The organism is Sphingomonas sp. (assembly GCF_026460985.1).
GTDB lineage: Bacteria > Pseudomonadota > Alphaproteobacteria > Sphingomonadales > Sphingomonadaceae > Sphingomonas.
The window spans coordinates 239,461-263,859 of sequence record NZ_JAPKNM010000001.1 but is presented as its reverse complement, the minus strand read 5'-3'; the positions used below and the strand labels follow the sequence as shown (position 1 = coordinate 263,859).

Sequence of the window (24,399 nt, the reverse complement as noted above, 5' to 3'; positions counted from 1 at the left end):
GCGCCGTGCAGGCGGGCCGCCCCGTGTTCGTGGAAATCGAGATCCAGGCTCAGAGCTTTTCGGTGAGCTCGGGCACGATCTTGAATAGGTCGCCGACCAGGCCGATGTCCGCGACCTGGAAGATCGGGGCGTCCTCGTCCTTGTTGATCGCGATGATCGTCTTCGAATCCTTCATGCCCGCCAGGTGCTGGATCGCGCCCGAGATGCCGACCGCGATATAGACCTCCGGCGCGACGATCTTGCCGGTCTGACCGACCTGATAGTCGTTGGGGACGTAGCCCGCGTCGACCGCGGCGCGCGAGGCGCCGACTGCGGCGCCGAGCTTGTCGGCGAGCGGCTCGATCAGCGCATGGAAGTTCTCGCTGTTCTGCAGCGCGCGCCCGCCCGAGACGATCACCTTGGCGGCGGTCAGCTCCGGCCGCGTCGATTCAGCGATCTCGGCACCCGCAAAGGCCGACAGCCCGGCATCGCCGGCGCCGCTCACCGCCTCGACCGCGCCGCTGCCGCCGCTCGTCGCCGCCTTTTCGAAGGCGGTGCCGCGCACGGTGATCACCAGCTTCCGGTCGGAGGTCTGCACCGTGGCGATCGCGTTGCCGGCATAGATCGGCCGCGTGAAGGTGTCCGCGCCCTCGACCGAGAGGATGTCGGAGATCTGCATCACGTCGAGCAATGCGGCGACGCGTGGCGCGATGTTCTTGCCCGTGGTGGTGGCGGGGAAGAGCACCGCGTCATGGCTCTCCATCAGCTTGGCGACCAAAGGCGCGACATTCTCGGCCAGCGCATGCTCGAGCGCCGCGTCGTCGGCGAGATGGACCTTGCCCACGCCCGCGATCTTCGCGGCTTCGTCGGCGACCGCGGCGCAGCCGGCACCCGCGACGAGGAGATGCACCTCGCCGAGCTTCGAGGCCGCGGTGACCGCGGCTAGCGTCGCGTCCTTGACGTGCTTGTTGTCGTGTTCGACCCAGACCAGCGTCTTCATTTCGCGACTCCCAGACCCTTGAGCTTCTCGACCAGCTCGTCGACGCTGCCGACCTTGACGCCTGCCTGGCGCTTGCCCGGCTCGACGACCTTCAGCGTCTTCAGCCGCGGCGTAACGTCGACGCCGTAATCGGCGATCGTCTTCTTCGCGACCGGCTTGGTCTTGGCCTTCATGATGTTGGGCAAGGTGGCGTAGCGCGGCTCGTTGAGACGCAGATCGGTGGTGACGATCGCGGGCAGCTTGAGATCGACCGTCTCGAGCCCGCCATCGACTTCGCGCGTCACCTTGACGCCGTTGCCGCCGAGCTCGACCTTCGAGGCGAAGGTGCCCTGCGGCCAGCCGAGCAGGGCGCCGAGCATCTGGCCGGTCTGGTTCGAATCGTCGTCGATCGCCTGCTTGCCGAGGATGATCAGCCCCGGCTGCTCCTCTTCCGCCACCTTGGCGAGCAACTTGGCGACGCCGAGCGGCTCGACCTCGTCGTCGGTGGCGATCAGGATCGCGCGGTCCGCGCCCATCGCGCGCGCGGTCAGCAGCACGTCGGTCTCGGCCTTGGCCACGCCGATCGTCACGACGACCACTTCGGTCGCGGCGCCCTTTTCCTTCAGGCGCACCGCTTCCTCGATCGCGATCTCGTCGAAGGGGTTCATGCTCATCTTGACGTTGGCCAGATCGACCCCCGTCCCGTCCGCCTTCACGCGGGGCTTCACATTGTAATCAAGCACGCGCTTGACCGGTACCAGGACCTTCATCTGCTTCTCTCCTTGGCTCTGCCCTCATTCCGGGGAGGAAAGGTCGAGCCTGGCAAAAAACTTCACTGGCTTACGTTTACGCGAACGTCAACCGCTGCGGCTATCGGCAAATTCCCGAGTCAGCGGCTCGAAAGCCTCGGGCGGCGGAAAGGTTTCGAAGCTGTGGGTGGCCCCGGTCTTCGCCCAGGGCAAGGCCTCGGACGTGAAGGTCTCGAGGAAGGGCGGATCCTTGGGCGGCGCGTCGAGCAGGGTGGTGCGGACGTTGACGAAGGCGTCGAAGCCCTCGGGCCGGGTGAACATCCAGCTGAGGCAATGGCCGCAGAAATAGTGCCGCGTCGCGCCGTGCATCCCGCCGATCACCGGCTCGCCGGCGATGACTTCGAACCGGTCGGCGGGCCAGGCGCCGCTCACCGAATAGGCGCTCGCGGTCATGCGCTGGCAGCCGCGGCAATGGCAGGCGGCGGTGAAGATCGGCGCGCCGGACAGGCGGAAGCGGACCCGCGCGCAGCGGCATCCGCCTTCCACCGTGCCAGGCGCGTCGGTCATGCCGCCTTCTGGACCTCCGCGACGATCTTCTTCGCGGCGTCGCCCAGGTCGTTCGCGGGAACGATGGCGAGGCCCGAATTGGCGAGGATGTCCTTGCCCTGCTGGACGTTGGTGCCCTCGAGCCGGACGACCAGCGGAACCTGGAGGTTCACTTCCTTCGCCGCGGCGACGATGCCCTCGGCGATGATGTCGCAGCGCATGATCCCGCCGAAGATGTTGACGAGGATGCCCTTCACCGCCGGATCGCTCAGGATGATCTTGAACGCCGCGGTGACCTTCTCCTTGTTGGCGCCGCCGCCGACGTCGAGGAAGTTGGCCGGGAACATGCCGTTCAGCTTGATGATGTCCATCGTCGCCATGGCGAGGCCGGCGCCGTTGACCATGCAGCCGATGTCGCCGTCGAGCTTGATGTAGGCGAGGTCGTATTTCGACGCCTCGAGCTCCATCGGATCCTCTTCGCTCTCGTCGCGCAGCGCGGCGATGTCCTTGTGGCGGAACATCGCGTTGCCGTCGAAGCCGACCTTGGCGTCGAGGACGAGGAGGTTGCCCTGCTCGGTCAGCGCGAGCGGATTGACTTCGATCTGCTCGGCGTCGGTCGCGAGGAACGCGGCGTAGAGCGACGACGCGACCTTGGCGGCCTGCTTGCCCTGGTCGCCGGTCAGGCCCAGCGCAGCGGCGACGGCGCGGCCATGATGCGGCTGGAAGCCGGTCGCAGGATCGACGGCGAAGGTGTGGATCTTCTCGGGCGTCGAATGCGCGACTTCCTCGATGTCCATGCCGCCCTCGGTCGAGACGACGAAGGCGACGCGGCCGGTGGCGCGATCGACGAGGAGGGCGAGGTAGAATTCCTTCGCGATGTCGGCGCCGTCGGTGATGTAGAGACGGTTGACCTGCTTGCCGGCCTCGCCGGTCTGGATCGTCACCAGCGTGTTGCCGAGCATGTCGGCGGCGTGCGCGCGCACCTCGTCGAGGGTGAAGGCGAGGCGGACGCCGCCCTTGGCATCGGGACCGAGTTCCTTGAACTTGCCCTTGCCGCGACCGCCGGCATGGATCTGCGACTTCACGACATAGAGCGGCCCGGGCAGCTGCTTCGCGGCCTCGACGGCCTCCTCGACGGTGAAGGCGGCATGGCCCGCGGCGATCGGCGCGCCGTACTTCGCGAGCAGTTCCTTGGCCTGATATTCGTGGATGTTCATGGCTGGCGCGCCCTCATGTTGCCGGCGGGATCGGTTTGCGGTCGCCTTAAGCACGGCGCGCGGGGGAATCCAAACCTTTTCCACGCAAATGCAATTGCGAGTTAGTTGCAATATAGTTCCGTGTGGGCGGTATGGGCAGCTAGTTAGTTCCTCCCCGAGCTCGTCTCGGGGAGGGGGACCGCGACGCGCAGCGTCGTGGTGGTGGGGCGCCGCGCAGCGGCTGTCCTTTGTGAGAGGGCGCATTCCGCGCCTGTGGAGTGCAGGGTCGGATCGTCCCCCAGACGATCCTCGAACATGCGGGGCATGTTCGACCCGCACTCCCCTCCACCACGCTTCGCGTGGTCCCCCTCCCCGAGACAAGCTCGGGGAGGAATTTCAGCCCGCCAGCCCAGTCGCGCAGAGCGCGGCCGAGCTCGTGGTGACGCCCAGGATCTCCGCGTCGCCGAGCGCCCGAACCCGGTGGAGGAACTGGTCGACCGACTCGGCGCCGCCCGCATAAGGCAGGTCGGCGATCCGCATCAGCTGCTTGAGCGACAGCCGGTCGACCATCCGCTCGGCCATGCACGCCGAAAGCGGCTTGGGCAGTCCCGCGCGGATCAGCCCCGAGCGCAGCCGCGCCTCGGGAACCGCGCAGCCCGAAAGCAGAGCCGCCGCGCCCAGAACCATCACCCACCTCGCAAGCATTGCACGCCCTCGCTATATCGCCTCGATGCATCCCGCTTTGGGCATCCTGCTGTTTTTGGCAACGATCCTCGGCATGGAGGGCTTCGCCTATGCCGCGCATCGCTGGGTGATGCACGGCCCGGGCTGGTTCCTCCACAAGAGCCATCACCAGCCCCGTACCGGTGCGTTCGAGCGCAACGATCTCTACGCGGTGGTCTTCGCCATCCCCTCGATCCTGCTGCTGCTCGGCGGCGTCCGGCTCGGCTGGTGGCCGGGCTGCACCTGGATCGGCGCGGGCATCGCCGCTTACGGCGCGATCTATTTCGGCTTCCACGACATACTCGTCCACCGGCGGCTGCCGCACCGCCATGTCGCCCGCTCGCGCTATCTGAAGCGCATCGTCCAGGCGCACAGGCTGCACCATGCGGTGGCGAGCAAGCACGGCACGGTGAGCTTCGGCTTCCTCTGGGCGCCGCGCGCCGAGGCGCTGAAGCGCCGGCTCAAGGCGCACGGCGGGCGGATTCATACCACTATCGACGCGGATTGACGCGCGCCGCGCCTGAGCACACATCAGAGTCATGGAGCAGCTCAACCTGTCCGAGTCCGAGTGGCGCAAGCGGCTCACTCCCGAACAATTCCATGTACTGCGCGAAGCCGGCACCGAGCGCGCCTTTTCCGGCCGCTACAACGACAACAAGGCCGACGGCCTCTATCGCTGCGCGGCATGCCAGCTCGAGCTGTTCGACAGCGCCGACAAATATGATTCGGGATCGGGCTGGCCGAGCTTCACCCAGCCGGTGGCGGCCGGCCATGTCGTCGAGCATGCCGATGTCAGCCATGGCATGCGCCGCGTCGAAGTGCGCTGCGCGCGCTGCGACGGCCATCTCGGCCATGTCTTCCCCGACGGCCCGCCGCCGACGGGGCTGCGCTATTGCATGAACTCGGTGAGCCTCGAATTCCGTTCACGCGCCGGCAACGCAAACGGCGCTAGCCTCGAACCTTCCGGCGCCTGATTCTTGTGAGCCGCCGGTTTAGGGCTTAACCACCGCTTCCGATGGCTTCCAGAAAACCGCAAACCCCCAAACGCAAATCCTGGTGGCGCACCGGCTCGGGCTGGCGGCGATTGGGGCTGTGGACGCTGATCGGCGGGATCAGCGTCGGGCTGCTCGCCGTCGCCGCTTTGGCGATCGCGGTCTATTCGACGCGATCGTCGCTGCCGAGCTATGACGAGCTCAAATCCTCGCCCAACGGGCAGATGATCCGCGTCCACGCCGTCGACGGCACCGTGCTGGTGTCGCTCGGGCCGAGCTATGGCGAATGGGTCAAGTACGACCAGATCCCGCAGGTGATGAAGGATGCGATCATCGCGGTCGAGGATCGGCGCTTCGAGAATCACTGGGGCGTCGATCCCTGGGGCCTGATGCGCGCGGTGCGCACCGGCATCGCCAATCGCGGCTCGGGCCGCCGCCTCCAGGGCGCCTCGACGATCACCCAGCAGGTCGCGCGCACGATCTTCCTGTCGAACAAGTACGATTTCGGGCGGAAGATGCGCGAGGCGGTGCTCGCGCTGGCGATCGAGCGGAAATTCTCGAAGGAGCAGATCCTCGAGCTCTATCTCAACAAGGTCTATTTCGGCGGCGGCGCCTATGGCATCGACGCGGCGAGCCGCAAGTTCTTCGGCCATCCGGCGACCGAATTGAGCCTCGCCGAGGCGGCGGTGATCGCCGGGCTGGTCAAGGCGCCCTCGCATTATTCGCCCACCGCCGACGCCGAGGCCGCGGTGAGCCGCGCCAGCGTCGTGCTCGACGTGATGGCCGAGACCGGCAAGATCAGCCAGGCGACCGCCGCGGCGACCGATCCGAGGACGGTGAAGCTCGCCCCCGAGCCGCGCCAGAACAGCGTCCGCTATTTCACCGACTGGGCGCTGCCCCAGCTGGAGGTGCTGATCGACGAGACCGAGGCGCCGCTCGAGGTGTGGACGACGCTGGACCTGAACATGCAGCGCGCCGCGGACGAGGCGATCCGCAGGAACGCCCCCGGCAACGCGCAGGGCGCGCTGGTCAGCCTCGACCGCGACGGCGCGGTGCGCGCGATGGTGGGCGGCAAGGACTATGTCGCGTCGATCTACAACCGCGCGACCCAAGCCGTCCGCCAGCCGGGATCGGCGTTCAAGCTGTTCGTCTATCTCGCCGCGCTCGAGGCCGGCCACAAGGTCGACGACATGGTTGTCGACGAGCCGGTGACGATCAACGGCTGGAGCCCGCGCAACAATTCGGGGCGCAATTCGGGCCAGATCACCATCCGCACCGCCTTCACTTACTCGATCAACACGATCGCGGCGAAGCTGGGCCAGGAAGTCGGCTTCGGCACCGTCGCGGACATGGCGCGCCGCTTCGGCATCACCACGCCGATCAACACCCAGCCGGCGATGGTGCTCGGCACCTCGAACGTCCGGCTGATCGACATGACCCGCGCCTTCGCCTCGGTGGGGCAGAAGGGCGTCGCGGTCACGCCCTATGGCATCACGCGGGTCACCGCGAACGGCAACGTGATCTACCAGCACGAGGTCGACACCAGCCATGTGCTGGTCGCGCCCTATGTCGCCGCGCAGATGACCGACCTGCTCCAGACCGCGGTCGCCACCGGCACCGGCCGCGCCGCTCAGATCGGCCGCCCGGTCGCGGGCAAGACCGGCACGACCACATCGAACAAGGACGGCTGGTTCGTCGGCTTCTCCTCCGGCCTCACCACCGGGGTGTGGATGGGCCGCGACGACGCCAAGGTCGTCCCCGGGCTGCAGGGCGGCACCGCCCCGGCGCGCGCCTTCTCCGCCTTCATGAGCAAGGCGGTCGCCAATCGCCCGGTCGAGCAGTTCGAGACGCAGGTGACCCTGCCCGAATGGCAGCTCGAGCCCGAGGACAATGCCTATTACGCGCCCGACAACGGCATGTTCGTCGATCCCGACGGCAATCCGCTGCCCGAGGACCAGCAGCCACGCAGCGACGGCACCGAGGAACAGGCGCCCGACGAGCGCCTCGACCAGGACTGGATCGACCGGATGACCGGCAATCGCCCCCCGCCGCCGCCCGTCGATCCCGCCCGCGCGCCGCCGCCACGCGACGCCCCCCGCCAGCAGCAGGACCGCACGCCGCCGCGCGAGAATCCGGAAGGGTTCTAAGCCTGATCGACATTCAGTTTTCCCCTCCCTGCAAGGGAGGGGATCAAGGGGTGGGTAGCGCCGGGCGAGGCTCGATGCCTCGTCCGGCGCTTCGATGCTGGGCAATGAGTCTCTAGGCGCGCAGACGCGCGCACCCACCCCCAACCCCTCCCTGCAAGCAGGGAGGGGCATGTTTGTCCTGTTACAGCGCCGCCACGTCCCCGCGCCCCACCCAGTGCAGCGCGGATCCGTGCCGGCGCAGCCACTGCCGCGCCGGGGTCGGATCGGCTTCGTACAGGACCGCCACCAGCCGGTGGAAGGCGGGCGAGTGGTTCATGTGGATGCGATGCGCGACTTCGTGCGCGACCGTCGCGCGGCGGACGAAGTCGGGCGCCAGGATCAGCCGCCAGCTGTAGCGGATCGCGCCCGACGAGGCGCAGCTCCCCCAGCGGCCGCGCGGATCGCCCACCGAGACGCGCGTCACGATCACCCCGGCCCGCGCGGCATATTCGGCGGTCTCGGCGCTGAGCACACGGAGCGCCTCGGCGCGCAGCCAGCGTGCCACGCGGCGCTCGAGCCCCTCGCGTGGGCCGCCGCAGATCAGCCTGTCCTGCTCGAGCTTCGGCGTCCGCGGGGCCGAAGGCACCGAGAGGATCTCGATCTCGCGCCCCGCAAACGGAAAGCGCGCGCCGGGAGTCAGCGGCAGCGTCTCGGGAAGCCGCGCCTGCTGGGCGGCGATCCAGGCATGCTGCTCCTCGGCCCAGGCCAGCCCCTTCTTGAGCGAGGCGCGTGGCGGGAGCGTGAGCCGCACGCGGCCGTCGCGCGGATCGACCGCGAGGCGCATGCAGCGCGCCCGCGCGTGGCGCACCACTTCGATTCCCGCGCTCAAAGCTCCCGGTCCACGAGATGGTGCTCGAAATCGCCGGCATCGTCCTCGGAGATCGTCCAGCCGCGCGTCGACTGGCCGGCCGCGTGCACCGCCTCGCGATCGCCGCAGACGAGATAATGCCATTCGGGCAGCGGCTTGCCCTCGGCGCGCAGCCGATAGGCGCAGGTCGAGGGCAGCCATTCGATCCCGGCGACATTGTTCGCGTTCAGGCGCACGCATTCGCTCACATAGGCATGGCGATGGCGATAGTCGCTGCACCGACCCATCCGGCGATCGAGCAGCCGGCACGCGACGTTGGTGGCATGGAGCTCGCCGGTTTCCTCGTCCTCGAGCTTGTGGACGCAGCATTTGCCGCAGCCGTCGCACAAGGCTTCCCACTGGGCCCGATCGAGCTTCGCGAGCGGCGTATCCTCCCAGAAGCGCGCGCTCATCGCACCCAATGCTTTACTTGCTCGGCGATCGCCGAGCCGCCCTTTTCGAGCGGCAGCGACGCGATCGGCTCGCCGTTCGGCCCCATCAGGAAGGCGACCGCGAGATGATCGACCATATAGCCGCCGCCGGGGCCCGGGGGCTGCTTCTTGAAATAGACCGCATAATTCTTGGCGACCGCGGCGATCGCCTCCGGGCTGCCGGTAAGCCCGACCACGCGCGGATGGAAATTGGCGACGAACTGCTTGATCGCCGCGGGCGTGTCGCGCTCGGGGTCGACGGTGATGAAGATCGGGACGACCTTCTCCGCGATGCGGGGCGCTTCCTTGTCGAGCTGCTTCATCGCCTGGCCGATCTTGGCCATGTCGGTCGGGCAGACGTCGGGGCAATAGGTATAGCCGAAATAGACGATGCGATATTTGCCCGCGAAGTCGGTGTCCCGCACGGTCCTGCCGTTCTGGTCGGTGAGCGCGAACTTGCCCCCGATCCGCGCGCCGGCGAGCGGCGGCTGCTCGGGCACGCCGGCGCCGCAGCCGGCGAGGGGGAGCGCGCAAAGGAGCGCAACGACCTGAAACATCCTGTACATGGTGCTGTCAGCCATGATCTGTTAGTCGAACGCTTGCAAGAACCGGGGTTCAGTTAGGGGTTTAGCCAGATCATGGGTTTTCGTGCGTTCCGCGTAGCCGCTGTCGCCGCAATCGCGCTCACCGTCGTTCCCGCTGCCGCCCAGCAGTTTTCGGACGGCTACGAGTTCCTGAAGGCTATCCGGGATTCGGACGGCAACAAGGTCAACAAGTTCCTGCTCGATCGCTCGCTGCGCATCGTCAACACCAAGGATCGCGGCAGCGGCGAGGGCGCGCTGCACATCGTCGCGCGCCGCTCGGACGCGCTCTACCTGCGCGCGCTGCTCCAGGCCGACGACGTCAACCCCAACCTCCAGGACGGGCGCGGCAACACCGCGCTGATGGTCGCGGTCGGGCAGAATTGGAGCGAGGGCGTCGGCATCCTGATCCGCTATCGCGCCAATGTGAACCTCGCCAATTCCGCCGGCGAGACGCCGCTGATCCGGGCGGTGCAGATGCACAATGTCGACATCGTCCGCCAGCTGCTCGACGCCAAGGCCGATCCCGATCGCGCCGATTACGGCAGCGGCAAGTCGGCACGCGACTATGCCCGCGAGGGCACGCGCTGGCCCGCGATCGCCAAGATGCTCGCCGACGCGCCCAAGGGCGGGCAGAAGGCCACGGGCGCGGGGCCGAAGCTCTGACGAAGCGAGCTGGGGCTGTCAGTCTAAGGGTCCGCACGCAACCACCGTCATCCCGGAAGCCAATTTTCTCCAAATCTGTGATTTGGTCAGAAAATTGAGCTGTCCGGGATCCACCGTGAGGCGGATGCTGGTGGAGAGGTGGATCCCGGACAGTAAGGCTTTCCAACGGAAAACCTTGGCGGTTTTCCGGGAAAGCCTAACTTCCGGGATGACGGGTTGGGCTTAGTTGAGTCCGAACCCTGAGCTGATCCTGCCCTAGAAAACCTGCTCCGCCTCGGGATCGAGCAGGTGCGTCACGCGGCGCGCGGCGCGGCGGGCGAAGGCCAGAGTGCATTTCTTGCGCGTCGCGCCGGCGAGGGGCACCGTCGCCGCCTCGCGCACCACCGCCGCGTCGTAGCGATCGGCGACGATCAGCCCGGCGCGCTGGGGCAGGAAGCTCTCCTGCTCGAACGGCCGCAAGTCGAACCCCGCCGGCACCGCCCAGAAGAAGCGGTCGCAATGCGCGAGATAGTCGGTCCATTTGGCGTCGCCGAGCAGGTCGGCGCGCGAGACCTTGATCTCGACGATGACGATGTTGCCGCGCGCGTCGAGCGCCATCAGGTCGGCGCGCCGGCCGCCGTCGAGCGGCACCTCGGCTATCGCCGCGATGTCGTGGCGCAGCAGCATCCGCGTCACGCCGCGCGCGACGTCGCTCGCGACCAATGCGTCGGATGGCAGAACAGCCGGGGAGGTCATCCCTGGCTGTTAGAACATTTCACGAACGCCGAAAAGCCCGTTCGGGCGATCGGCACCGGAATCAGCGATAGAAGACGTGGTTGCCGACGGTGGCGACGCGCGCGCGGTTCCAACTCGGCTTCACATAACGCGCGTGGAAATAGAGCGCGTTGCCGGCAGGGCTCTCCCACAGATCCTTCTGCGCGACCTTGGCCACGGCGAGCGCCTTGCGCCACTGGGCATTGGCCGGCGGGGTCGGCAGCTTGCCGCCGCGCACGAAAGAGAACTGGCCGCGCTGGGTGATCACCGAGCAGATCGACTTGGGGAAGCGGCCCGACTGGGTGCGGTTGATGATGACGTCGGCGACGGCGAGCTGGCCCGCGAGCGGCTCGCTCTTCGCTTCGTAATAGACGCCGACCGCGAGGCAGTTGAGTTCGGAATCGGAATCGGCATCGCCCTCATGCGCGGCGACCGCGGCGGAGAGGGTGGCGAAGTCCTGGTCTTCCTTGAGTGCCGCCTCGGGGAGGGGCTGCACGATCTCGCCTTCCTGCTTGAGGACCGGCTGCGCCGCGATCTGCGGCGCCGGAACAACATGGTGTTCCTGGGTGTTGACCGCCTGAACCTGGGCCTCTTGGCTTACCAGGCTGGCGTCGAGCGTGGCTGCATTCGCAAGTGCGCCAGCGCAAAAAGTCACAGCCGCGAAGGTCGCGGCGCGTGGCATGAACTTCATTATGCTTCATTACTGTGCGGTTGGCGCGCAACAGCCCGTCTAAAAACATGGGCTGCCGGGCTTCCCCCCCGACTGCGTAACCGCCCGGTTTCACACCCCGATCGGCACAACGCTATGGAACGTTCTGCCGCCTTTCCGCGCGCGAGCCCTTAAAGTCAATAAAGGTTCATCACTTCAGCGGCGAAGCGTTCGGCGTCTGCGATATCCAGTTCGACTACCCACAAATCGCCATCGAATTTGCGGCGACGCTGCCAATAGTCGCTTACCGCCTGCTCATCCCCCATATCTTGGGGGCCGGCGGCGATCAGTGCGGGGAGCCCGGTGGGCCCCAGGCCACGCTCGAAGAAGCGCGGATCTACGCCCTTCTGGTAGGCGAGGCAGAGGATTCCGCCCGCCGTGGCGTCGCCCTTGGCGAGCACCATCGCCGATCCGCCGGCCTGGTTCACTCGCCGGACGAGCGCGCTCACCAGCATCGCGCTGGTCAGCCGCCCCGTCATTCGGACCGGTAGCCGGGGAGCGAGGCGAGCGGGATTCGCGAGCGCATGAACGTGCCCGTGCCGCGCGCCGCCTCCTCGCCGCTGGCGTCGATCAGCCGCGCCTCGGCGACGAACACGCGGCGCTGCCCGCTCACCCAGCGCCCCTCGGCGATCACCGGGCCTTCGCCCAGCGGCTTGGTGAAGAGCAGGTTGAACGCGGTGGTGAGCAGGAAGCGATCGGTGACGAGGCTGTTTGCGGCATAGAAGGCCGCATCGTCGAGCATCTTGAAATAGCTCGTTCCGTGCGCGGCGCCAGCGGCGTGGAAATAGCGCGAGTCGATCTGGAAGCGGATCCGCGCGACGCCGCCCTCGGCGATCTCGAGCGCCGAGTCGAACAGCCGGTTGATCGGCGCGGCGGCGTAGAGCGACTCGAGCGCGCGGAAATGCGCTTCGGCGCCCCGCGGACCTTGGGGGGGCTCAGGCGGCGTCACGCGCCTCCACGGCGGTGAGCAATGCGAACAGCGCGTCGGGCGAGCCCGCGCCGCGCAGCTTGGCGGCGAAATTGCGGTCGCGCAGTTTCCGCGAGACGCAGGCGAGCGCCTTGAGATGCTCGGCACCCGCGCCGACGGGCGAGAGCAGCATGAACACCAGGTCGACCGGCAGATCGTCGATCGCGGCGAAATCGACCGGCTGGTCGAGCCGCACGAAGACGCCGGCGACGTGCTTCATGCCGTCCAGCTTGGCGTGCGGAATCGCGATCCCGCCGCCGAACCCGGTCGAGCCGAGCTTCTCGCGCTCGCCGAGCCGCTCGGTCACCAGCTTCGCGTCGACGCCGTAGGCGCGCGCCGCGGCGGTGCCGAGCTGCTGGAACAGGGTCTTCTTGTTCGCGGCGCCCAGATCGGCAAGCACTGCCTCGGGCGTCAGCAAATCGCTGAGTTCGGTCATGGGTTGTCCAAAACGATCGCCCCCCGGGGCGACTTCTCCCCTAGGCCTGTGTGCGGTTGGGCTCAACCCAGCCGATCGTCCCGTCGCCGCGGCGATAGACCATATTGTGCGTGCCGGTCGCCGTATTGCGGAACAGCAATGCGTTGGTGTGGCGCAGGTCGAGCATCATCACCGCGTCGGAAACCGTCGCCTCGGGAACGTCGACGCGCGTCTCGGCGATGATCAAGGGCGCCTCGGCGGGCTCCTCCTCGGGGGCAGGTTCCTCGAACAAGGTGTAGCCGGCATTGTCATAGGCGCCGTTCTCGGCGAACGCGTTGACCACGCCGTTCTGCCGGTCCTTGAGCCGGCGCGTGTAGCGGCGGAGCTGCTTGTCGATCCGGTCGGCCGCGCCGTCGAACGCGCCGTTCGCCTCCATGCCGCGATTGGTCGCCTTGAGGACCAGCCCCTGCATGACGTGCATGACGATGTCGCAGGTGAAGCCGTTGTCGTGCGGCCCCTTGCCGAAGGTCGCCTGCGCCGAGAGGGCGCGGGAGAAATATTTGTCGGCGATACCCTGGAGCCGTTCGGTGACCAGCGTCTTGAGCGCTTCGCCCGTTTCGACCTGATGGCCAGAGACTCGGATATCCATGACTTACCTCCGCTTCAACATGAGGGCTCCGCCTCGCCTGGGAACAGCCGGACCCGGTCACCCGGATGCGGCGCGTTCCCAAAGCGGATCCTCCAACCCGTGGACAAAGGCTGCGTGGCGCTCAAGTTCCGCAGCCGATGGCGCAAAATGCCGCGCAGGCCGCACATGGACCCGCGTCGATGCCTCGGCGGGCGTCTCGCGCATCACCGGCGCGTCGACCGCGAGGCCCAAGGTGATCTGCCGCCCGCCCGTCAGCTCGACATAGACCTGGGCGAGCAATTGCGCGTCGAGCAGCGCGCCGTGGAGCGTGCGCGCGCTGAGATCGATCCCGTAGCGCACGCACAGGGCGTCGAGCGTGTGCTTGGCGCCGGGATGCTTGACCCGCGCGATCGCCAGCGTGTCGACCATCCGGCCATGGTCGATCACCGGCCGGCCGCAGCGGCCGAGCTCGCCGTTCAGGAAGCTGAAGTCGAACCCCGCATTGTGCGCGACCAGGGGGCAATCGCCGAGGAATTCGATCAGGTCCTCGACGACATCGGCGAAGAGCGGCTTGTCCGACAGGAAGCGCGCGCTGAGGCCGTGGACGCGCTCGGCCTCTGCCGGCATATCGCGCTGGGGGTTGATGTAACGGTGCAAATGCCTGCCGGTGGGCACGCGGTTGACCAGTTCGATGCAGCCGATCTCGACCAGCCGGTCTCCGCCCGCGAAGCTGAGCCCCGTCGTTTCTGTGTCGAACACGATTTCGCGCATGGGGACCTTATCCTCCCGCCGGCTTCGCTAGGCAAGTGAGGACCGCGCTTACCTGTGCGCGGGTCTCGTCGAGCGGCCCGTCGGTCGAGATCACGAAATCGGCGCGGGCGCGCTTCTCGGCATCGGGCATCTGGCGCGCGAGGATCGACTCGAAGCGCTCGGCGGTCATGCCGGGCCGGGCGAGCACGCGCGCGCGCTGCACCTCGGCCGGTGCGGAGACGACGACGACCCGGTCGACCGCCGCCCAGCCGCCCGCCTCGAACAGCAGGGGCACATCGAGCAGGACGACCGGCGCAGCGGCGTTGGCGGCGAGAAAGGCATCGCGCGCGCGCGCCACCGCGGGATGCACCAGCGCCTCGAGCCGCGCGAGCGCCGCCTCGTCGCCCAGCACGATCTCGCGCAGCGCGGCGCGGTCGACTCCCTCTTCGCCCGTCGTACCGGGGAAGGCCGCCTCGATCGCCTCGACCAGCGCACCTCCGGGGCCCTGCAGCCGGTGGACGGTCTCGTCGGCGTCGAACACCGGCACGCCCGCATCGGCGAACATCTGCGCGACGGTCGACTTGCCCATGCCGATCGACCCGGTGAGGCCGACCGTGATCATCGGGCCTGCCCCGGACTCCGATCCGGGGTCAGCAAGTCCCGAAGTTCGTCGTCGCGCTCGCGCGGCGGCTCCGCGCCGAAGAACAGTTCGAAGGCGAGCGCGGCCTGGCCGATCAGCATGTCGAGCCCGTCGACCGTATCGAGCTCGCGCGCCTGCGCCTGGGCGAGCAGAGCCGTCTCGAGCGGGGCATAGACCACGTCATAGACCACCGCGTCCTCGGGGAGCGGCGCCAGGTCGAGATCGAGCGGCGGCTGGCCCGTCATCCCCAATGCGCTCGCATTGACCAGCAGGTCGACCGGCGGGAGCGGGCTGCCCAGCGGCAGCGCGTCGCCCTTGATCCCGAAGCTCGACAGCAGAGCCGCGGCCTTGAGCACATTGCGGTTGAGGATGGTGACGCGCCCGATCCCCACGCGCGCGAGCGCGAACAGGATCGCCCGCGCCGCCCCGCCCGCGCCGATCACCGCCGCGTGCCGCCCCTCGAGGTCGAGTCCCGCGATCGGCGCGTAGAATCCCCCGGCATCGGTATTGGTGCCCACCAGCGCCCCGTCCTCGGCGCGCACCACCGTGTTCATCGCCCCGATCGTGCCGCGGACATCGCCGCGATCCTCGACGTGATCGAGCACCGCCTGCTTGTGCGGGATGGTGACGTTGCACCCGCGCCAAGCCGGATCGCCGCGCCGCGCCGCGAAATAGGCGTCGAGCCCGTCGGGGGTGACGTGGGTGGCGCGATAGTCCGCGTCGATGCCGAGCGCCTTCAGCCAGAAGCCGTGGATCAAGGGCGACTTGGAGTGCGCGATCGGATCGCCGATGACTTCGGCATAAGCCTGTCCCGAGCTCTGTCGAGGGGCTGTCATGACGTCAGAACTCCCCGCACGCGCAGATAGTCGAGCAGCGGCAGCATCGGCATTCCCAATATCGTGAAATGGCTTCCCTCGGTGCGACTGAACAGCTGCACGCCGGGCCCCTCCATGCGGAAACAGCCGACGCAGCCCTCGATCGCGGGCCATTCGCGATCCAGATATTCGGCGATGAATTCCTCCGACAGCCGGCGCACGTGCAGCCGCGCGCGATCGACATGCCGCCAGACGCCGCGCCCGCCCTCGGCGATCACCGCGGCGCTGTACAGATCGTGATGCCGCCCCGACATCATGCGCAGATGCTCGGCGGCATTCTCGCGGCTCACCGGCTTGTCGAGCAGAGTGCCGTCGTCGAGCGCCACGATCGAATCGCAGCCGAGCACGAGCGCGCCCGGCGCCAGCCGCGAGACCTTCAACGCCTTCAATTCGGCGAGCGCATCCGAGAGGTCGCGCGCGGAAATGCCGCCCGCGATCAACGAGTCCTTGGCCGAGGCCTCGTCGACCTGCGCCGCCACGGCTTCGTACGGCACGCCCGCGGCGTCGAGCATCGCCCGGCGCGAGGCGCTTTGCGAGGCGAGGATCAGACCTGCCCTGAGCGGTGTCGAAGGGTTCATGCGTCCCTGTCCTGGAGTGCGCGTTCGTTGCAGAGCGCGATGATCGCCGCGGCGGTCTCTTCGATCGAGCGCCGCGTCACGTCGATCACCGGCCAGCCATTGTCGGCGAACATGCGGCGCGCATAGGCGATCTCGCGCTGGACCGAATCCTGGTCGACATAAGCGGTCTCGGGGCTCTGGTTGAGCGAGAGCAGCCGGTTGCGGCGGATCTGGACGAGCCGGTCGGCGCTAGTGGTGAGCCCGACGACGAGCGGGTGGCGCAGCGTGAACAATTCGGGCGGCGGCGGCGATTCGACCACGATCGGGATGTTGGCGGTCTTGTAGCCGCGATTGGCGAGATAGATCGAAGTCGGCGTCTTGGACGAGCGTGACACACCGGCGAGGACGATGTCGCATTCCTCCCAATCCTCGGCGCCGATCCCGTCGTCATGCGCCATGGTGAACTGGATCGCGTCGACCCGCGCGAAATAGGCGGCATCGAGCGTGTGCTGCCGCCCGGGGCGCGCCTTGGCCTCCTGGCCGAGCAGGTTGGACAGCGCGTGGCTCACCGGATCGAGCGGCGCGATCGCGGGCAACCCCATCGCGCGGCAGCGGCTCTCGAGCGTGCGGCGGACGTCGTTGTTGACGAGCGTGAAGATCACCAGGCCGGGATTCTGCGCGATCTCCTGGAGGATCCGCTCGAGATGCGCCTCGCTGCGCACCATCGGCCAGAAATGGCGCAGCGTCTCGACATCGTCGAACTGGGCGAGCGCGGCCTTGGCGATATTCTCCAGCGTCTCGCCGGTGGAGTCGGAGAGCAAGTGGAGATGGAGCCGCATCAGGCCGTGGGTGAATCTGTGGAGAACATCACGGACAGCCGCTAGCGCAACCGCACGCAGCGGCCAAGCACGCGAAAACCGCGGACTCGACGCGCGATTCCTCCACAACCCCGTCCCCAGCCCCGCATTCCGATCCACAGCCTGTGGAAATCGGGGAGCGCGACTCCGAATCCGAGGGCTTGTGCGGGGCGGCGAGAGTCAATCTGTGGGCAAAAGCGGAGCGATTCCACAACTCCCGACTTCCACGCGCCAACAGACTCCAACAACCCTTAGATTCTTTTCTTATAGATATTGGGTTCGGGCGGATCCGAGCGGGATTCCCGATCCTCCCCCGCCAGGGGGAGGCGGCACGCGCAGCGTGACGGAGGGGACGGAAGCACGACGGTCAGTCGGTCGCTTACCTCCCCCTCCGTCGCCTTCGGCGACACCTCCCCCTGGCGGGGGAGGATAGTTTGTCCACTTTCGCCGCTCCGCCGGAACGTGCAGAGGGAGCCGATGCATCCCAAACCGCTGCCCACCAGCCCCAAACCCCTGCTCGCGACCCTGAGGGGCGAGAAACAGCCGATCCCGCCGATCTGGCTGATGCGCCAGGCCGGGCGGTACCTGCCCGAATATCGCGCGCTCCGGGAGGAGAAGGGCGGCTTCCTCGCGCTGGCGATGGACAGCGAGGCCGCGGCCGAGATCACGCTCCAGCCGATCCGCCGCTTCGGCATGGACGCCGCGATCCTCTTCTCCGACATCCTCGTCGTGCCGATGGCGCTGGGACAGGAGCTGTGGTTCGAGACCGGCGAAGGCCCGCGCCTCGCCCCGACCGTGCAGGCGCGCGAGGTGCTGGATGGCCTCCAGGCGGCCCCTGAGGCGCTCGATCCTGTCTATGCCACTGTGCGCCGGGTCGCCGCGCAATTGCCTTCCAGCACTACCTTTCTGGGCTTTGCAGGCAGCCCCTGGACCGTCGCGACCTATATGATCGCCGGGCAGGGCAGCCGCGAGCAGGCCGAGGCGCGGCGGCTCGCCTACCGCGATCCCGCGCTGATGCAGGCGCTGATCGATCGCATCGCCGACTGCACGATCGACTATCTGCTCGGCCAGATCGATGCGGGCGTGGAGGCGGTGCAATTGTTCGACAGCTGGTCGGGCAGCCTGAGCCCGGCGCAGTTCGAGCAATGGGTGATCGCGCCCACCGCGCGGATCGCCGCGGCGTTGCATGCGCGCGCGCCGCACGTGCCGGTGATCGGCTTCCCCAAGGGCGCGGGCGGCAAGCTTCCCGCTTATGCGCGCGAGACGCAGGTCGATGCGGTCGGCGTGGACGAGACGGTCGATCCGGCATGGGCGCATGCCGCGCTGCCGGAGAATCTGCCGGTGCAGGGCAATCTCGATCCGCTCGCGTTGATCGCGGGCGGCGCGACGCTCGACAGCGCCGTCGATCGCATCCTTTCCGCTTTCGCCGAACGCCCGCATGTGTTCAATCTCGGCCACGGCATCCTGCCCGACACGCCGATCGCGCATGTCGAGCAACTGCTGGCGCGGGTGCGGAGGCAAGGATGACCGGGTTCCTTGGAACGGCCTATCTCTGGGTCAAGGCGTTCCACATCATCTTCGTGATCTTCTGGATGGCCGGGCTGTTCCTGCTGCCGCGCTACCTCGTCCACCATCAGGAGGCGCTCGGCACGCCCGAGGCCGCCGCCTGGGAGAAGCGAGAGGCACTGCTCCGCCGGATGATCCTCGGGCCCTCGATCGGGATCGTCTGGCTGCTCGGCATCACGCTAGCGCTCAATGTCGGATTGCTCGACGGCCAGCCGGGGCTCGGCTGGCTCCACGCCAAGCTGCTGCTGGTGTTCGCATTGAGCGGCTATCAGGGCTGGGCGGTCGGCTATTCGAAGAAGCTTGCCCATGGGCAGGGCAGCCTGTCGCCGCGGCGTTTGCGTATCTTGGGCGAGGTCCCCGCGCTTGCCGTCGTGCTCGTCGTCGTGCTCGCGGTGGTCAAGCCGTTCTAAATTTGCGGCAGCTCCGGACTCTCCGCAATTTTCCTGCGCGGGAATCGATGCGATGGCCGTTGACTTGGACGAGGCCCATACCTAATTCGCAGAACAGGCCGAATGCTCTTCCGGGCGTCGGTTCCTTCCTTTCCAGCATCGCCAATCGCGCGCATTTTCGCCGACCGACGCTCTCCCCATAGCTTCCCAGCACCCGGACTCCCCATGCACCTCAAGGAACTCAAGAAAACCCCGCCCGCCGAACTGGTCAGCATGGCCGAGGAGCTGGGCGTCGAGAGCGCGTCGACGCTCCGCAAGCAGGATCTGCTCTTCGCGATCCTCAAGGCCCAGGCCGAGAATGGCGACCAGATCATGGGCGAGGGCACGATCGAAGTGCTCCCCGACGGCTTCGGCTTCCTGCGCAGCCCCGAGGCGAACTATCTTGCCGGCCCGGACGACATCTATGTCAGCCCCAACCAAGTCCGGAAGTTCGGTCTGCGCACCGGCGATACCGTCGAGGGCGAAATCCGCGGCCCCAAGGACGGCGAGCGCTATTTCGCGCTGACCCGCCTGGTCTCGGTCAATTTCGACGATCCCGACGCGGTCCGCCACCGGGTCAATTTCGACAACCTCACCCCGCTCTATCCCGAGCAGAAGCTGACGCTCGACGCGCTCGATCCGACGATCAAGGACAAGAGCGCCCGCGTGATCGACATCGTCGCGCCGCAGGGCAAGGGCCAGCGCGCGCTGATCGTCGCGCCGCCGCGCGTCGGCAAGACCGTGCTGCTCCAGAACATCGCCAAGGCGATCACCGACAACCATCCCGAGGTCTTCCTGATCGTGTTGCTCATCGACGAGCGGCCCGAGGAAGTCACCGACATGCAGCGCAGCGTGAAGGGCGAGGTCATCTCCTCGACCTTCGACGAGCCGGCGCAGCGCCACGTCCAGGTCTCCGAGATGGTGATCGAGAAGGCCAAGCGCCTCGTCGAGCACAAGAAGGACGTGGTGATCCTGCTCGACTCGATCACCCGCCTCGGCCGCGCCTACAACACGGTGGTGCCGAGCTCGGGCAAGGTGCTCACCGGCGGCGTCGATGCCAATGCGCTCCAGCGCCCGAAGCGCTTCTTCGGCGCCGCGCGCAACATCGAGGAGGGCGGATCGCTCTCGATCATCGCCACCGCGCTGATCGACACCGGCAGCCGCATGGACGAAGTCATCTTCGAAGAGTTCAAGGGCACCGGCAACTCGGAAATCGTCCTCGACCGCAAGGTGGCCGACAAGCGCATCTTCCCGGCGCTCGACGTCGGCAAGTCGGGCACGCGCAAGGAAGAGCTGCTCGTCGACAAGAACAAGCTCTCCAAGATGTGGGTGCTCCGCCGCATCCTCATGCAGATGGGCACGATCGACGCGATGGAGTTCCTGCTCGACAAGATGAAGGACTCGAAGACCAACGAGGACTTCTTCGATTCGATGAATCAATAGCCCATGCCGTCACCCCGGCCTTGTGCCGGGGTCCACTGCGAGGCTGGCCGAAAAGCAGGAGCCTCCTGCCCTTCCAGCGCGGCACTGTGGATCCCGGCACTTCGGCCGGGATGACGTTTGGGTTGTCGGGAATGCCGTATGATCGTTGAACACGCGCTGCTCCATGTTCGCGCCGGTGAGGGTCAGGCCTTCGAGGCCGCGATGCGCGCGGCACGGCCGCTGATCGCCGCCTCGCCGGGTTTCGTCGCGATCGAGGTCCGTCCCGCCGCCGAGCGCGCGGATCGCTATCTGTTGCGAGTGGTTTGGACCGACATCGCCGCGCATCGCGACGGCTTTCGCATGTCGGAGCACTACCAGGACTGGCGCAGGCTGCTGCACGGCTTCTATGAGCCGATGCCGGTGGTCGAATATTTCGGGGAGTCGATCGTTTGAGCCTGTTCGCGCTGTTGTCCGCCGCCGCTTCCGCCACCGGCGGCATCGGTTCGCCCCTCGACATCTGGCACCATATCGTCGCCGATTTCTCGAACCTGGGGGATCCGGCGGCGCTGGCCGCGTTCGGATCGGTGCTGATGATCGACCTGGTGCTCGCCGGCGACAATGCGATCGTCGTGGGGGCACTCGCCGCGGGACTTCCCGCCGACCAGCGCAAGAAGGTGATCCTGATCGGCATCGGCGCGGCGCTGGTGCTGCGGATCATCTTCGCGCTCCTCGTCAGCTGGCTGATGGGGATCGTCGGGCTGATCTTCGCCGGCGGGCTGCTGCTGCTCTGGGTGAGCTGGAAGTTCTGGCGCGAGATCCGCGCGGGATCGCTGAGCGAGGGTTCGGAGGAGATCGGCGGCGACGAGCATTCGGGCCTCAAGCCCGCGCGCAGCTTCGCCGGCGCCGCCTGGGCGGTTGCCATCGCCGACGTGTCGATGAGCCTCGACAACGTCCTCGCCGTCGCCGGCGCGGCGCGCGAGCATCCGGGCATCCTCGTGGTCGGGCTGTTGCTCTCGGTCGCGCTGATGGGCCTGGCGGCGAACTTCATCGCCAAGCTGATCGATCGCTATCGCTGGATCGCCTATATCGGCCTCGCGGTGATCGTCTTCGTCGCCTTCCGGATGATCTACGAAGGCTGGGTCGGCACCCACGAGACGCCGGGGGTCCTGAGCTTCTTCGGATAACGACCGTCAGCCAATCTGCTCGGCGAAGAACGCCGCGGTGCGCTCGTCCGCGAGCTGCGCCGCGGCTTCCGACCGACGATTCCCCATCTCGGCCGCGAAGCCGTGGTTCTCGCCGGGATAGTCGTAGAGCGTCACCTTGGGATGGTCGTCGAGCCCCGCGTGCATCTTCGCCTGGACCTCGGGCGAAACGAAATGATCCGCCCCCGCGATGTGGAGCAGCACCGGATGGGCGATCGCGTGCTTCTCGCCGAGAAGATTGTCGATGCCGACGCCGTAATAGCCGACGGTCGCGTTGGTGTCGGTGCGCGTGGCGGTCATGAAGGCGAGGCGCCCGCCTAGGCAATAGCCGACCACGCCGACCTTGCCGTGCCCGCCCAGCTTCGCGCGCGCCGCACGGATCGTCGACTCGATGTCCTCGATGCCCTTGTTCTGGTCGAACCTGTTCATCCAGCCGAGTGCCTCCTGGAACTGCTCGGGAATGTCCGGGTCGAGCTCGATCCCCTGCTGCAACCGCCAGAACAGGTCGGGGGCGAGCGCGAGATAGCCTTTCGCCGCCCATTCGTCGCATTTCCGGCGGATCCCCGGGTTCACGCCGAAGATCTCCTGGATCACCACGATCGCGCCGCGCGGCGTGCCTTCGGGCTCGGCGACATAGGCGCTGAAGCTGCCGCCGTGATCGCTCGCATCGATACGGACCGTCATAGCAAGGTTCCTTCCATGTGCCGCCGCTCATGCTCGAGCAGCCAGGATTTGGTCTTGGGGCCTTCACCCCCGGAATAGAAACCGAGCGCGCCGCCGCTGGCGAGGACGCGGTGGCAGGGGACGACGATCGGGAAGGGATTGCGCGCGCAGAGCTGGCCGATCGCGCGCGGGCTCGATCCCAGCACTCGGGCGAGCGCGCCATAGCTCAAAGTCTCGCCATAGCCGATCGCGACCAGGCCGGCGCGCAGCGCCTCGCCGCGCGGCGTTCCCATGGGTTCGAGCGCGAGATCGAATTCCTCGCGCTCCTTGGCGAACCATTGCTCGAGCTGCTCGGCGGCTTCGCTTACCGCCGCGGCGCTGCCCCTGGCGGGCGCACCGTCTACGCAAAGCCGGATCCCCGTCAGCATGGCGTCGTCGCCCTCGATGCGGACGATTCCGATGGGCGTTGCGATCAGGGCATGGTCGCGCGCATACATGGTGCAAGACCTAGCAGCCGCCCGGTGGCGTGCGCAACGGAGGGCGGCCATGAAGATCAATGTCGAAGTCGATTGCACGCCCGAGGAGGCGCGTCGCGCCATGGGGCTGCCGGATCTATCCCCGGTGCACGACCGCTATGTCCAAATGATGGTGGAAGCTATTGAAAAACAAGGAACTCCTGAAGGATTCGCCGACATGATCCGCAATTGGGGGCCGATGGGCGACGGGGCGCTGAGCTTCTGGCGGACGATGTTCGAGAGCGGCAACAAAAGCGGCTGAGATGGAGACGATCTTCGCGGTGTCGAGCGGTGCGCCGCCCGCCGCCATCGCCGTGCTGCGCTTGAGCGGGGCGCGCGCGTTCGACGCGGCGCGGGCGCTGGCGGGGACGCTCCCCGAGCCGCGGCGCGCGGGATTGCGGGCATTGCGCGATCCCGCGAGCGGCGAATTGCTCGATCGTGCGCTCGTCCTGCTTTTCCCCGGACCCGACAGCGCGAGTGGCGAGGACCTTGTCGAGCTCCATCTCCATGGCGGCCGCGCGACGGTTCGCGCGGTCGAGGCGGCGCTCGGCGCGATACCCGGGCTGCGGCCCGCCGAACCCGGCGAGTTCACCCGGCGGGCCTTGCTCAACGGGCGCATGGACCTGAGCGAAGCCGAGGGTCTGGGCGATCTGCTGATGGCCGAGACCGAGGCGCAGCGCCGGATGGCGGTACGCTCGGCCGAAGGTGCGGTCCGGCGCCAGGTCGAGGTGTGGACGCACCGGCTCCTGTCGCTCGCAGCCCAGGTCGAAGCCGAGCTCGATCATAGCGACGAGGACGACGTGGCCAGCAGCGGCGGCGATTCGCTTGCCGAACTACATGCGGCAGCGGCGGCGTTGTCGCGCGAGATCGCCGAGGTGACTGCGCGCCCGCCGGTCGAGCGGCTTCGCGACGGGCTGCGCGTCGTGCTCGCCGGGCCGCCCAATGCCGGCAAGTCTACCTTGCTCAACGCGCTGGTCGAGCGCGAGGCGGCGATCGTGTCCCCCATCGCCGGCACCACGCGCGACCGGATCGAGGCACCGGTGGCGCGCGATGGCACGGCCTATCTGCTGATCGACACAGCGGGGCTCGCCGAAGCGACCGCGGACCCGATCGAGGCGATCGGCATCGATCGCGCGCGCGCCGCGCTGGAGGAGGCCGATATTGTCCTGTGGCTGGGGGACGATCCGCCACCAGGCCATGACGCTTTGCTCTGGCTCCATGCGCGCGCCGATCTTCCGGGACGCGAGCTCGCTGAGGGCAGGGACGTGGCGGTATCGGCCGCCACCGGCGTCGGGCTCGATCTGCTCTGGAGCAGGATCGACGCGCTCGCGATCGGGCTGTTGCCGCCGGTGGACCAGCTCGCGCTCAATCGCCGGCAGCGCGAGCTGGCTGCGTCGGCCGGCGATGCGCTGGCGCGTGCTGCGTCGCAGCATGATCTCCTATTGCTCGCCGAGGAGCTGCGCAGTGCGCGCCGCGCGCTCGACGCGATCACCGGCAAGGCGGGGGTGGAGGCGATGCTTGACGCGCTCTTCGCCCGCTTCTGCATCGGCAAATAGGCTGTTCCACGTGGAACAGTT

The 24,399-nt window shown here is 67.7% G+C and carries 32 protein-coding genes; 11 read left to right on the top strand and 21 right to left on the bottom strand.

Annotated elements, in window-relative coordinates:
* Positions 1-49 precede the first annotated feature (49 nt).
* The 5 genes from MT490_RS01365 to MT490_RS01345 form a co-directional block, all read right to left on the bottom strand.
* Positions 50-979: an electron transfer flavoprotein subunit alpha/FixB family protein gene (locus MT490_RS01365; protein ID WP_297383573.1), complete on the bottom strand. Its 930-nt coding sequence runs from the start codon at positions 977-979 to the stop codon at positions 50-52.
* On the bottom strand, positions 976-1,728 hold the full coding sequence (locus MT490_RS01360) for an electron transfer flavoprotein subunit beta/FixA family protein (protein ID WP_297383571.1): 753 nt from the start codon (positions 1,726-1,728) through the stop codon (positions 976-978). The genes MT490_RS01365 and MT490_RS01360 overlap by 4 nt, the downstream gene beginning before the upstream one ends.
* A gap of 87 nt (positions 1,729-1,815) precedes the next feature.
* Positions 1,816-2,274: a GFA family protein gene (locus tag MT490_RS01355; protein ID WP_297383569.1), complete on the bottom strand. Its 459-nt coding sequence runs from the start codon at positions 2,272-2,274 to the stop codon at positions 1,816-1,818.
* Positions 2,271-3,470: an ADP-forming succinate--CoA ligase subunit beta gene (sucC, locus tag MT490_RS01350; RefSeq protein WP_297383567.1), complete on the bottom strand. Its 1,200-nt coding sequence runs from the start codon at positions 3,468-3,470 to the stop codon at positions 2,271-2,273. Before sucC ends, MT490_RS01355 begins: the two co-directional genes overlap by 4 nt.
* 375 nt (positions 3,471-3,845) lie before the next feature.
* Positions 3,846-4,136 carry a hypothetical protein gene (locus MT490_RS01345; protein ID WP_297383566.1) on the bottom strand — a complete coding sequence of 97 codons (291 nt, stop codon included), beginning with the start codon at positions 4,134-4,136 and terminating at the stop codon, positions 3,846-3,848.
* A gap of 43 nt (positions 4,137-4,179) precedes the next feature.
* Here MT490_RS01345 and MT490_RS01340 point away from each other — a divergent pair, with 43 nt between their 5' ends.
* Genes MT490_RS01340 through MT490_RS01330 form a run of 3 tightly spaced genes read left to right on the top strand, consistent with a single transcriptional unit; the run spans position 4,180 to position 7,311 of the window.
* The gene (locus MT490_RS01340) at positions 4,180-4,680 is read left to right on the top strand and encodes a sterol desaturase family protein (protein ID WP_297383564.1); all 501 of its coding nucleotides are present in this window, start codon (positions 4,180-4,182) and stop codon (positions 4,678-4,680) included.
* Positions 4,681-4,711: 31 nt separating this feature from the next.
* Complete coding sequence (msrB, locus tag MT490_RS01335) at positions 4,712-5,146, top strand: peptide-methionine (R)-S-oxide reductase MsrB (RefSeq protein ID WP_297383562.1); 435 nt, start codon at positions 4,712-4,714, stop codon at positions 5,144-5,146.
* A 41-nt stretch (positions 5,147-5,187) separates the two neighbouring features.
* Positions 5,188-7,311 (top strand): PBP1A family penicillin-binding protein, encoded by a 2,124-nt coding sequence (locus MT490_RS01330; RefSeq protein ID WP_297383561.1) that lies wholly within the window; start codon positions 5,188-5,190, stop codon positions 7,309-7,311.
* 181 nt (positions 7,312-7,492) lie between these two features.
* On the opposite strand, the gene MT490_RS01325 is transcribed toward MT490_RS01330, so the two are convergent.
* From MT490_RS01325 to MT490_RS01315, 3 genes are read right to left on the bottom strand one after another with little or no spacing between them, the layout of a single operon-like run.
* Positions 7,493-8,179 (bottom strand): SprT family zinc-dependent metalloprotease, encoded by a 687-nt coding sequence (locus tag MT490_RS01325; protein ID WP_297383560.1) that lies wholly within the window; start codon positions 8,177-8,179, stop codon positions 7,493-7,495.
* A complete protein-coding gene (locus MT490_RS01320; protein WP_297383559.1) occupies positions 8,176-8,610 on the bottom strand; it encodes a YcgN family cysteine cluster protein in 435 nt (144 codons plus the stop codon). The genes MT490_RS01325 and MT490_RS01320 overlap by 4 nt, the downstream gene beginning before the upstream one ends.
* Entirely contained in the window at positions 8,607-9,209 is a 603-nt protein-coding gene (locus tag MT490_RS01315; RefSeq protein ID WP_297383558.1) for an SCO family protein, read from the bottom strand. Before MT490_RS01315 ends, MT490_RS01320 begins: the two co-directional genes overlap by 4 nt.
* 57 nt (positions 9,210-9,266) lie before the next feature.
* Between MT490_RS01315 and MT490_RS01310 the strand changes: the two genes are divergently transcribed.
* Positions 9,267-9,875: an ankyrin repeat domain-containing protein gene (locus MT490_RS01310; RefSeq protein WP_297383557.1), complete on the top strand. Its 609-nt coding sequence runs from the start codon at positions 9,267-9,269 to the stop codon at positions 9,873-9,875.
* A 255-nt stretch (positions 9,876-10,130) separates the two neighbouring features.
* On the opposite strand, the gene MT490_RS01305 is transcribed toward MT490_RS01310, so the two are convergent.
* From MT490_RS01305 to MT490_RS01255, 11 genes are all read right to left on the bottom strand, one after another.
* Positions 10,131-10,610 (bottom strand): MmcB family DNA repair protein, encoded by a 480-nt coding sequence (locus tag MT490_RS01305; RefSeq protein ID WP_297383556.1) that lies wholly within the window; start codon positions 10,608-10,610, stop codon positions 10,131-10,133.
* A 61-nt stretch (positions 10,611-10,671) separates the two neighbouring features.
* The gene (locus MT490_RS01300) at positions 10,672-11,319 is read right to left on the bottom strand and encodes a cell wall hydrolase (protein WP_297383555.1); all 648 of its coding nucleotides are present in this window, start codon (positions 11,317-11,319) and stop codon (positions 10,672-10,674) included.
* A gap of 155 nt (positions 11,320-11,474) precedes the next feature.
* Complete coding sequence (locus MT490_RS01295) at positions 11,475-11,816, bottom strand: DUF1491 family protein (RefSeq protein WP_297383554.1); 342 nt, start codon at positions 11,814-11,816, stop codon at positions 11,475-11,477.
* Positions 11,813-12,286, bottom strand: a complete 474-nt coding sequence (locus MT490_RS01290; RefSeq protein ID WP_297383553.1) for a PaaI family thioesterase — start codon at positions 12,284-12,286, stop codon at positions 11,813-11,815. The genes MT490_RS01295 and MT490_RS01290 overlap by 4 nt, the downstream gene beginning before the upstream one ends.
* Positions 12,273-12,740 (bottom strand): PTS sugar transporter subunit IIA, encoded by a 468-nt coding sequence (locus tag MT490_RS01285; RefSeq protein ID WP_297383552.1) that lies wholly within the window; start codon positions 12,738-12,740, stop codon positions 12,273-12,275. The genes MT490_RS01290 and MT490_RS01285 overlap by 14 nt, the downstream gene beginning before the upstream one ends.
* A gap of 40 nt (positions 12,741-12,780) precedes the next feature.
* Positions 12,781-13,368, bottom strand: coding sequence for a ribosome-associated translation inhibitor RaiA (gene raiA, locus MT490_RS01280; RefSeq protein ID WP_297383551.1), 588 nt, complete (start codon positions 13,366-13,368; stop codon positions 12,781-12,783).
* Positions 13,369-13,425: 57 nt separating this feature from the next.
* On the bottom strand, positions 13,426-14,118 hold the full coding sequence (gene dnaQ / locus MT490_RS01275; RefSeq protein WP_297383550.1) for a DNA polymerase III subunit epsilon: 693 nt from the start codon (positions 14,116-14,118) through the stop codon (positions 13,426-13,428).
* Between the two features lie 7 nt (positions 14,119-14,125).
* Positions 14,126-14,719 (bottom strand): dephospho-CoA kinase, encoded by a 594-nt coding sequence (gene coaE / locus MT490_RS01270; RefSeq protein ID WP_297383549.1) that lies wholly within the window; start codon positions 14,717-14,719, stop codon positions 14,126-14,128.
* Positions 14,716-15,573, bottom strand: a complete 858-nt coding sequence (aroE, locus tag MT490_RS01265; protein WP_297383547.1) for a shikimate dehydrogenase — start codon at positions 15,571-15,573, stop codon at positions 14,716-14,718. The genes coaE and aroE overlap by 4 nt, the downstream gene beginning before the upstream one ends.
* The gene (locus tag MT490_RS01260) at positions 15,570-16,190 is read right to left on the bottom strand and encodes a nucleoside triphosphate pyrophosphatase (protein ID WP_297383546.1); all 621 of its coding nucleotides are present in this window, start codon (positions 16,188-16,190) and stop codon (positions 15,570-15,572) included. Before MT490_RS01260 ends, aroE begins: the two co-directional genes overlap by 4 nt.
* Entirely contained in the window at positions 16,187-17,011 is an 825-nt protein-coding gene (locus tag MT490_RS01255; RefSeq protein ID WP_297383668.1) for a pyruvate, water dikinase regulatory protein, read from the bottom strand. Before MT490_RS01255 ends, MT490_RS01260 begins: the two co-directional genes overlap by 4 nt.
* A 492-nt stretch (positions 17,012-17,503) precedes the next feature.
* Between MT490_RS01255 and hemE the strand changes: the two genes are divergently transcribed.
* The 5 genes from hemE (at position 17,504) to MT490_RS01230 (ending at position 21,626) form a co-directional block, all read left to right on the top strand.
* Positions 17,504-18,553, top strand: coding sequence for a uroporphyrinogen decarboxylase (hemE, locus tag MT490_RS01250; RefSeq protein ID WP_297383544.1), 1,050 nt, complete (start codon positions 17,504-17,506; stop codon positions 18,551-18,553).
* Complete coding sequence (locus MT490_RS01245) at positions 18,550-19,002, top strand: CopD family protein (RefSeq protein WP_297383543.1); 453 nt, start codon at positions 18,550-18,552, stop codon at positions 19,000-19,002. The genes hemE and MT490_RS01245 overlap by 4 nt, the downstream gene beginning before the upstream one ends.
* 204 nt (positions 19,003-19,206) lie before the next feature.
* Positions 19,207-20,463: a transcription termination factor Rho gene (gene rho / locus MT490_RS01240; RefSeq protein ID WP_297383542.1), complete on the top strand. Its 1,257-nt coding sequence runs from the start codon at positions 19,207-19,209 to the stop codon at positions 20,461-20,463.
* 138 nt (positions 20,464-20,601) lie between these two features.
* A complete protein-coding gene (locus MT490_RS01235) occupies positions 20,602-20,895 on the top strand; it encodes an antibiotic biosynthesis monooxygenase (RefSeq protein ID WP_297383541.1) in 294 nt (97 codons plus the stop codon).
* Positions 20,892-21,626, top strand: a complete 735-nt coding sequence (locus tag MT490_RS01230; protein ID WP_297383540.1) for a TerC family protein — start codon at positions 20,892-20,894, stop codon at positions 21,624-21,626. Before MT490_RS01235 ends, MT490_RS01230 begins: the two co-directional genes overlap by 4 nt.
* Before the next feature lie 6 nt (positions 21,627-21,632).
* On the opposite strand, the gene MT490_RS01225 is transcribed toward MT490_RS01230, so the two are convergent.
* A complete protein-coding gene (locus tag MT490_RS01225) occupies positions 21,633-22,328 on the bottom strand; it encodes a dienelactone hydrolase family protein (RefSeq protein WP_297383539.1) in 696 nt (231 codons plus the stop codon).
* Positions 22,325-22,804, bottom strand: a complete 480-nt coding sequence (locus MT490_RS01220) for a methylated-DNA--[protein]-cysteine S-methyltransferase (RefSeq protein ID WP_297383538.1) — start codon at positions 22,802-22,804, stop codon at positions 22,325-22,327. The genes MT490_RS01225 and MT490_RS01220 overlap by 4 nt, the downstream gene beginning before the upstream one ends.
* A gap of 49 nt (positions 22,805-22,853) precedes the next feature.
* Here MT490_RS01220 and MT490_RS01215 point away from each other — a divergent pair, with 49 nt between their 5' ends.
* On the top strand, positions 22,854-23,084 hold the full coding sequence (locus MT490_RS01215) for a DUF6489 family protein (protein ID WP_297383537.1): 231 nt from the start codon (positions 22,854-22,856) through the stop codon (positions 23,082-23,084).
* Between the two features lies 1 nt (position 23,085).
* Positions 23,086-24,378: a tRNA uridine-5-carboxymethylaminomethyl(34) synthesis GTPase MnmE gene (gene mnmE, locus MT490_RS01210; RefSeq protein WP_297383536.1), complete on the top strand. Its 1,293-nt coding sequence runs from the start codon at positions 23,086-23,088 to the stop codon at positions 24,376-24,378.
* The last annotated feature ends 21 nt before the right edge of the window (positions 24,379-24,399 follow it).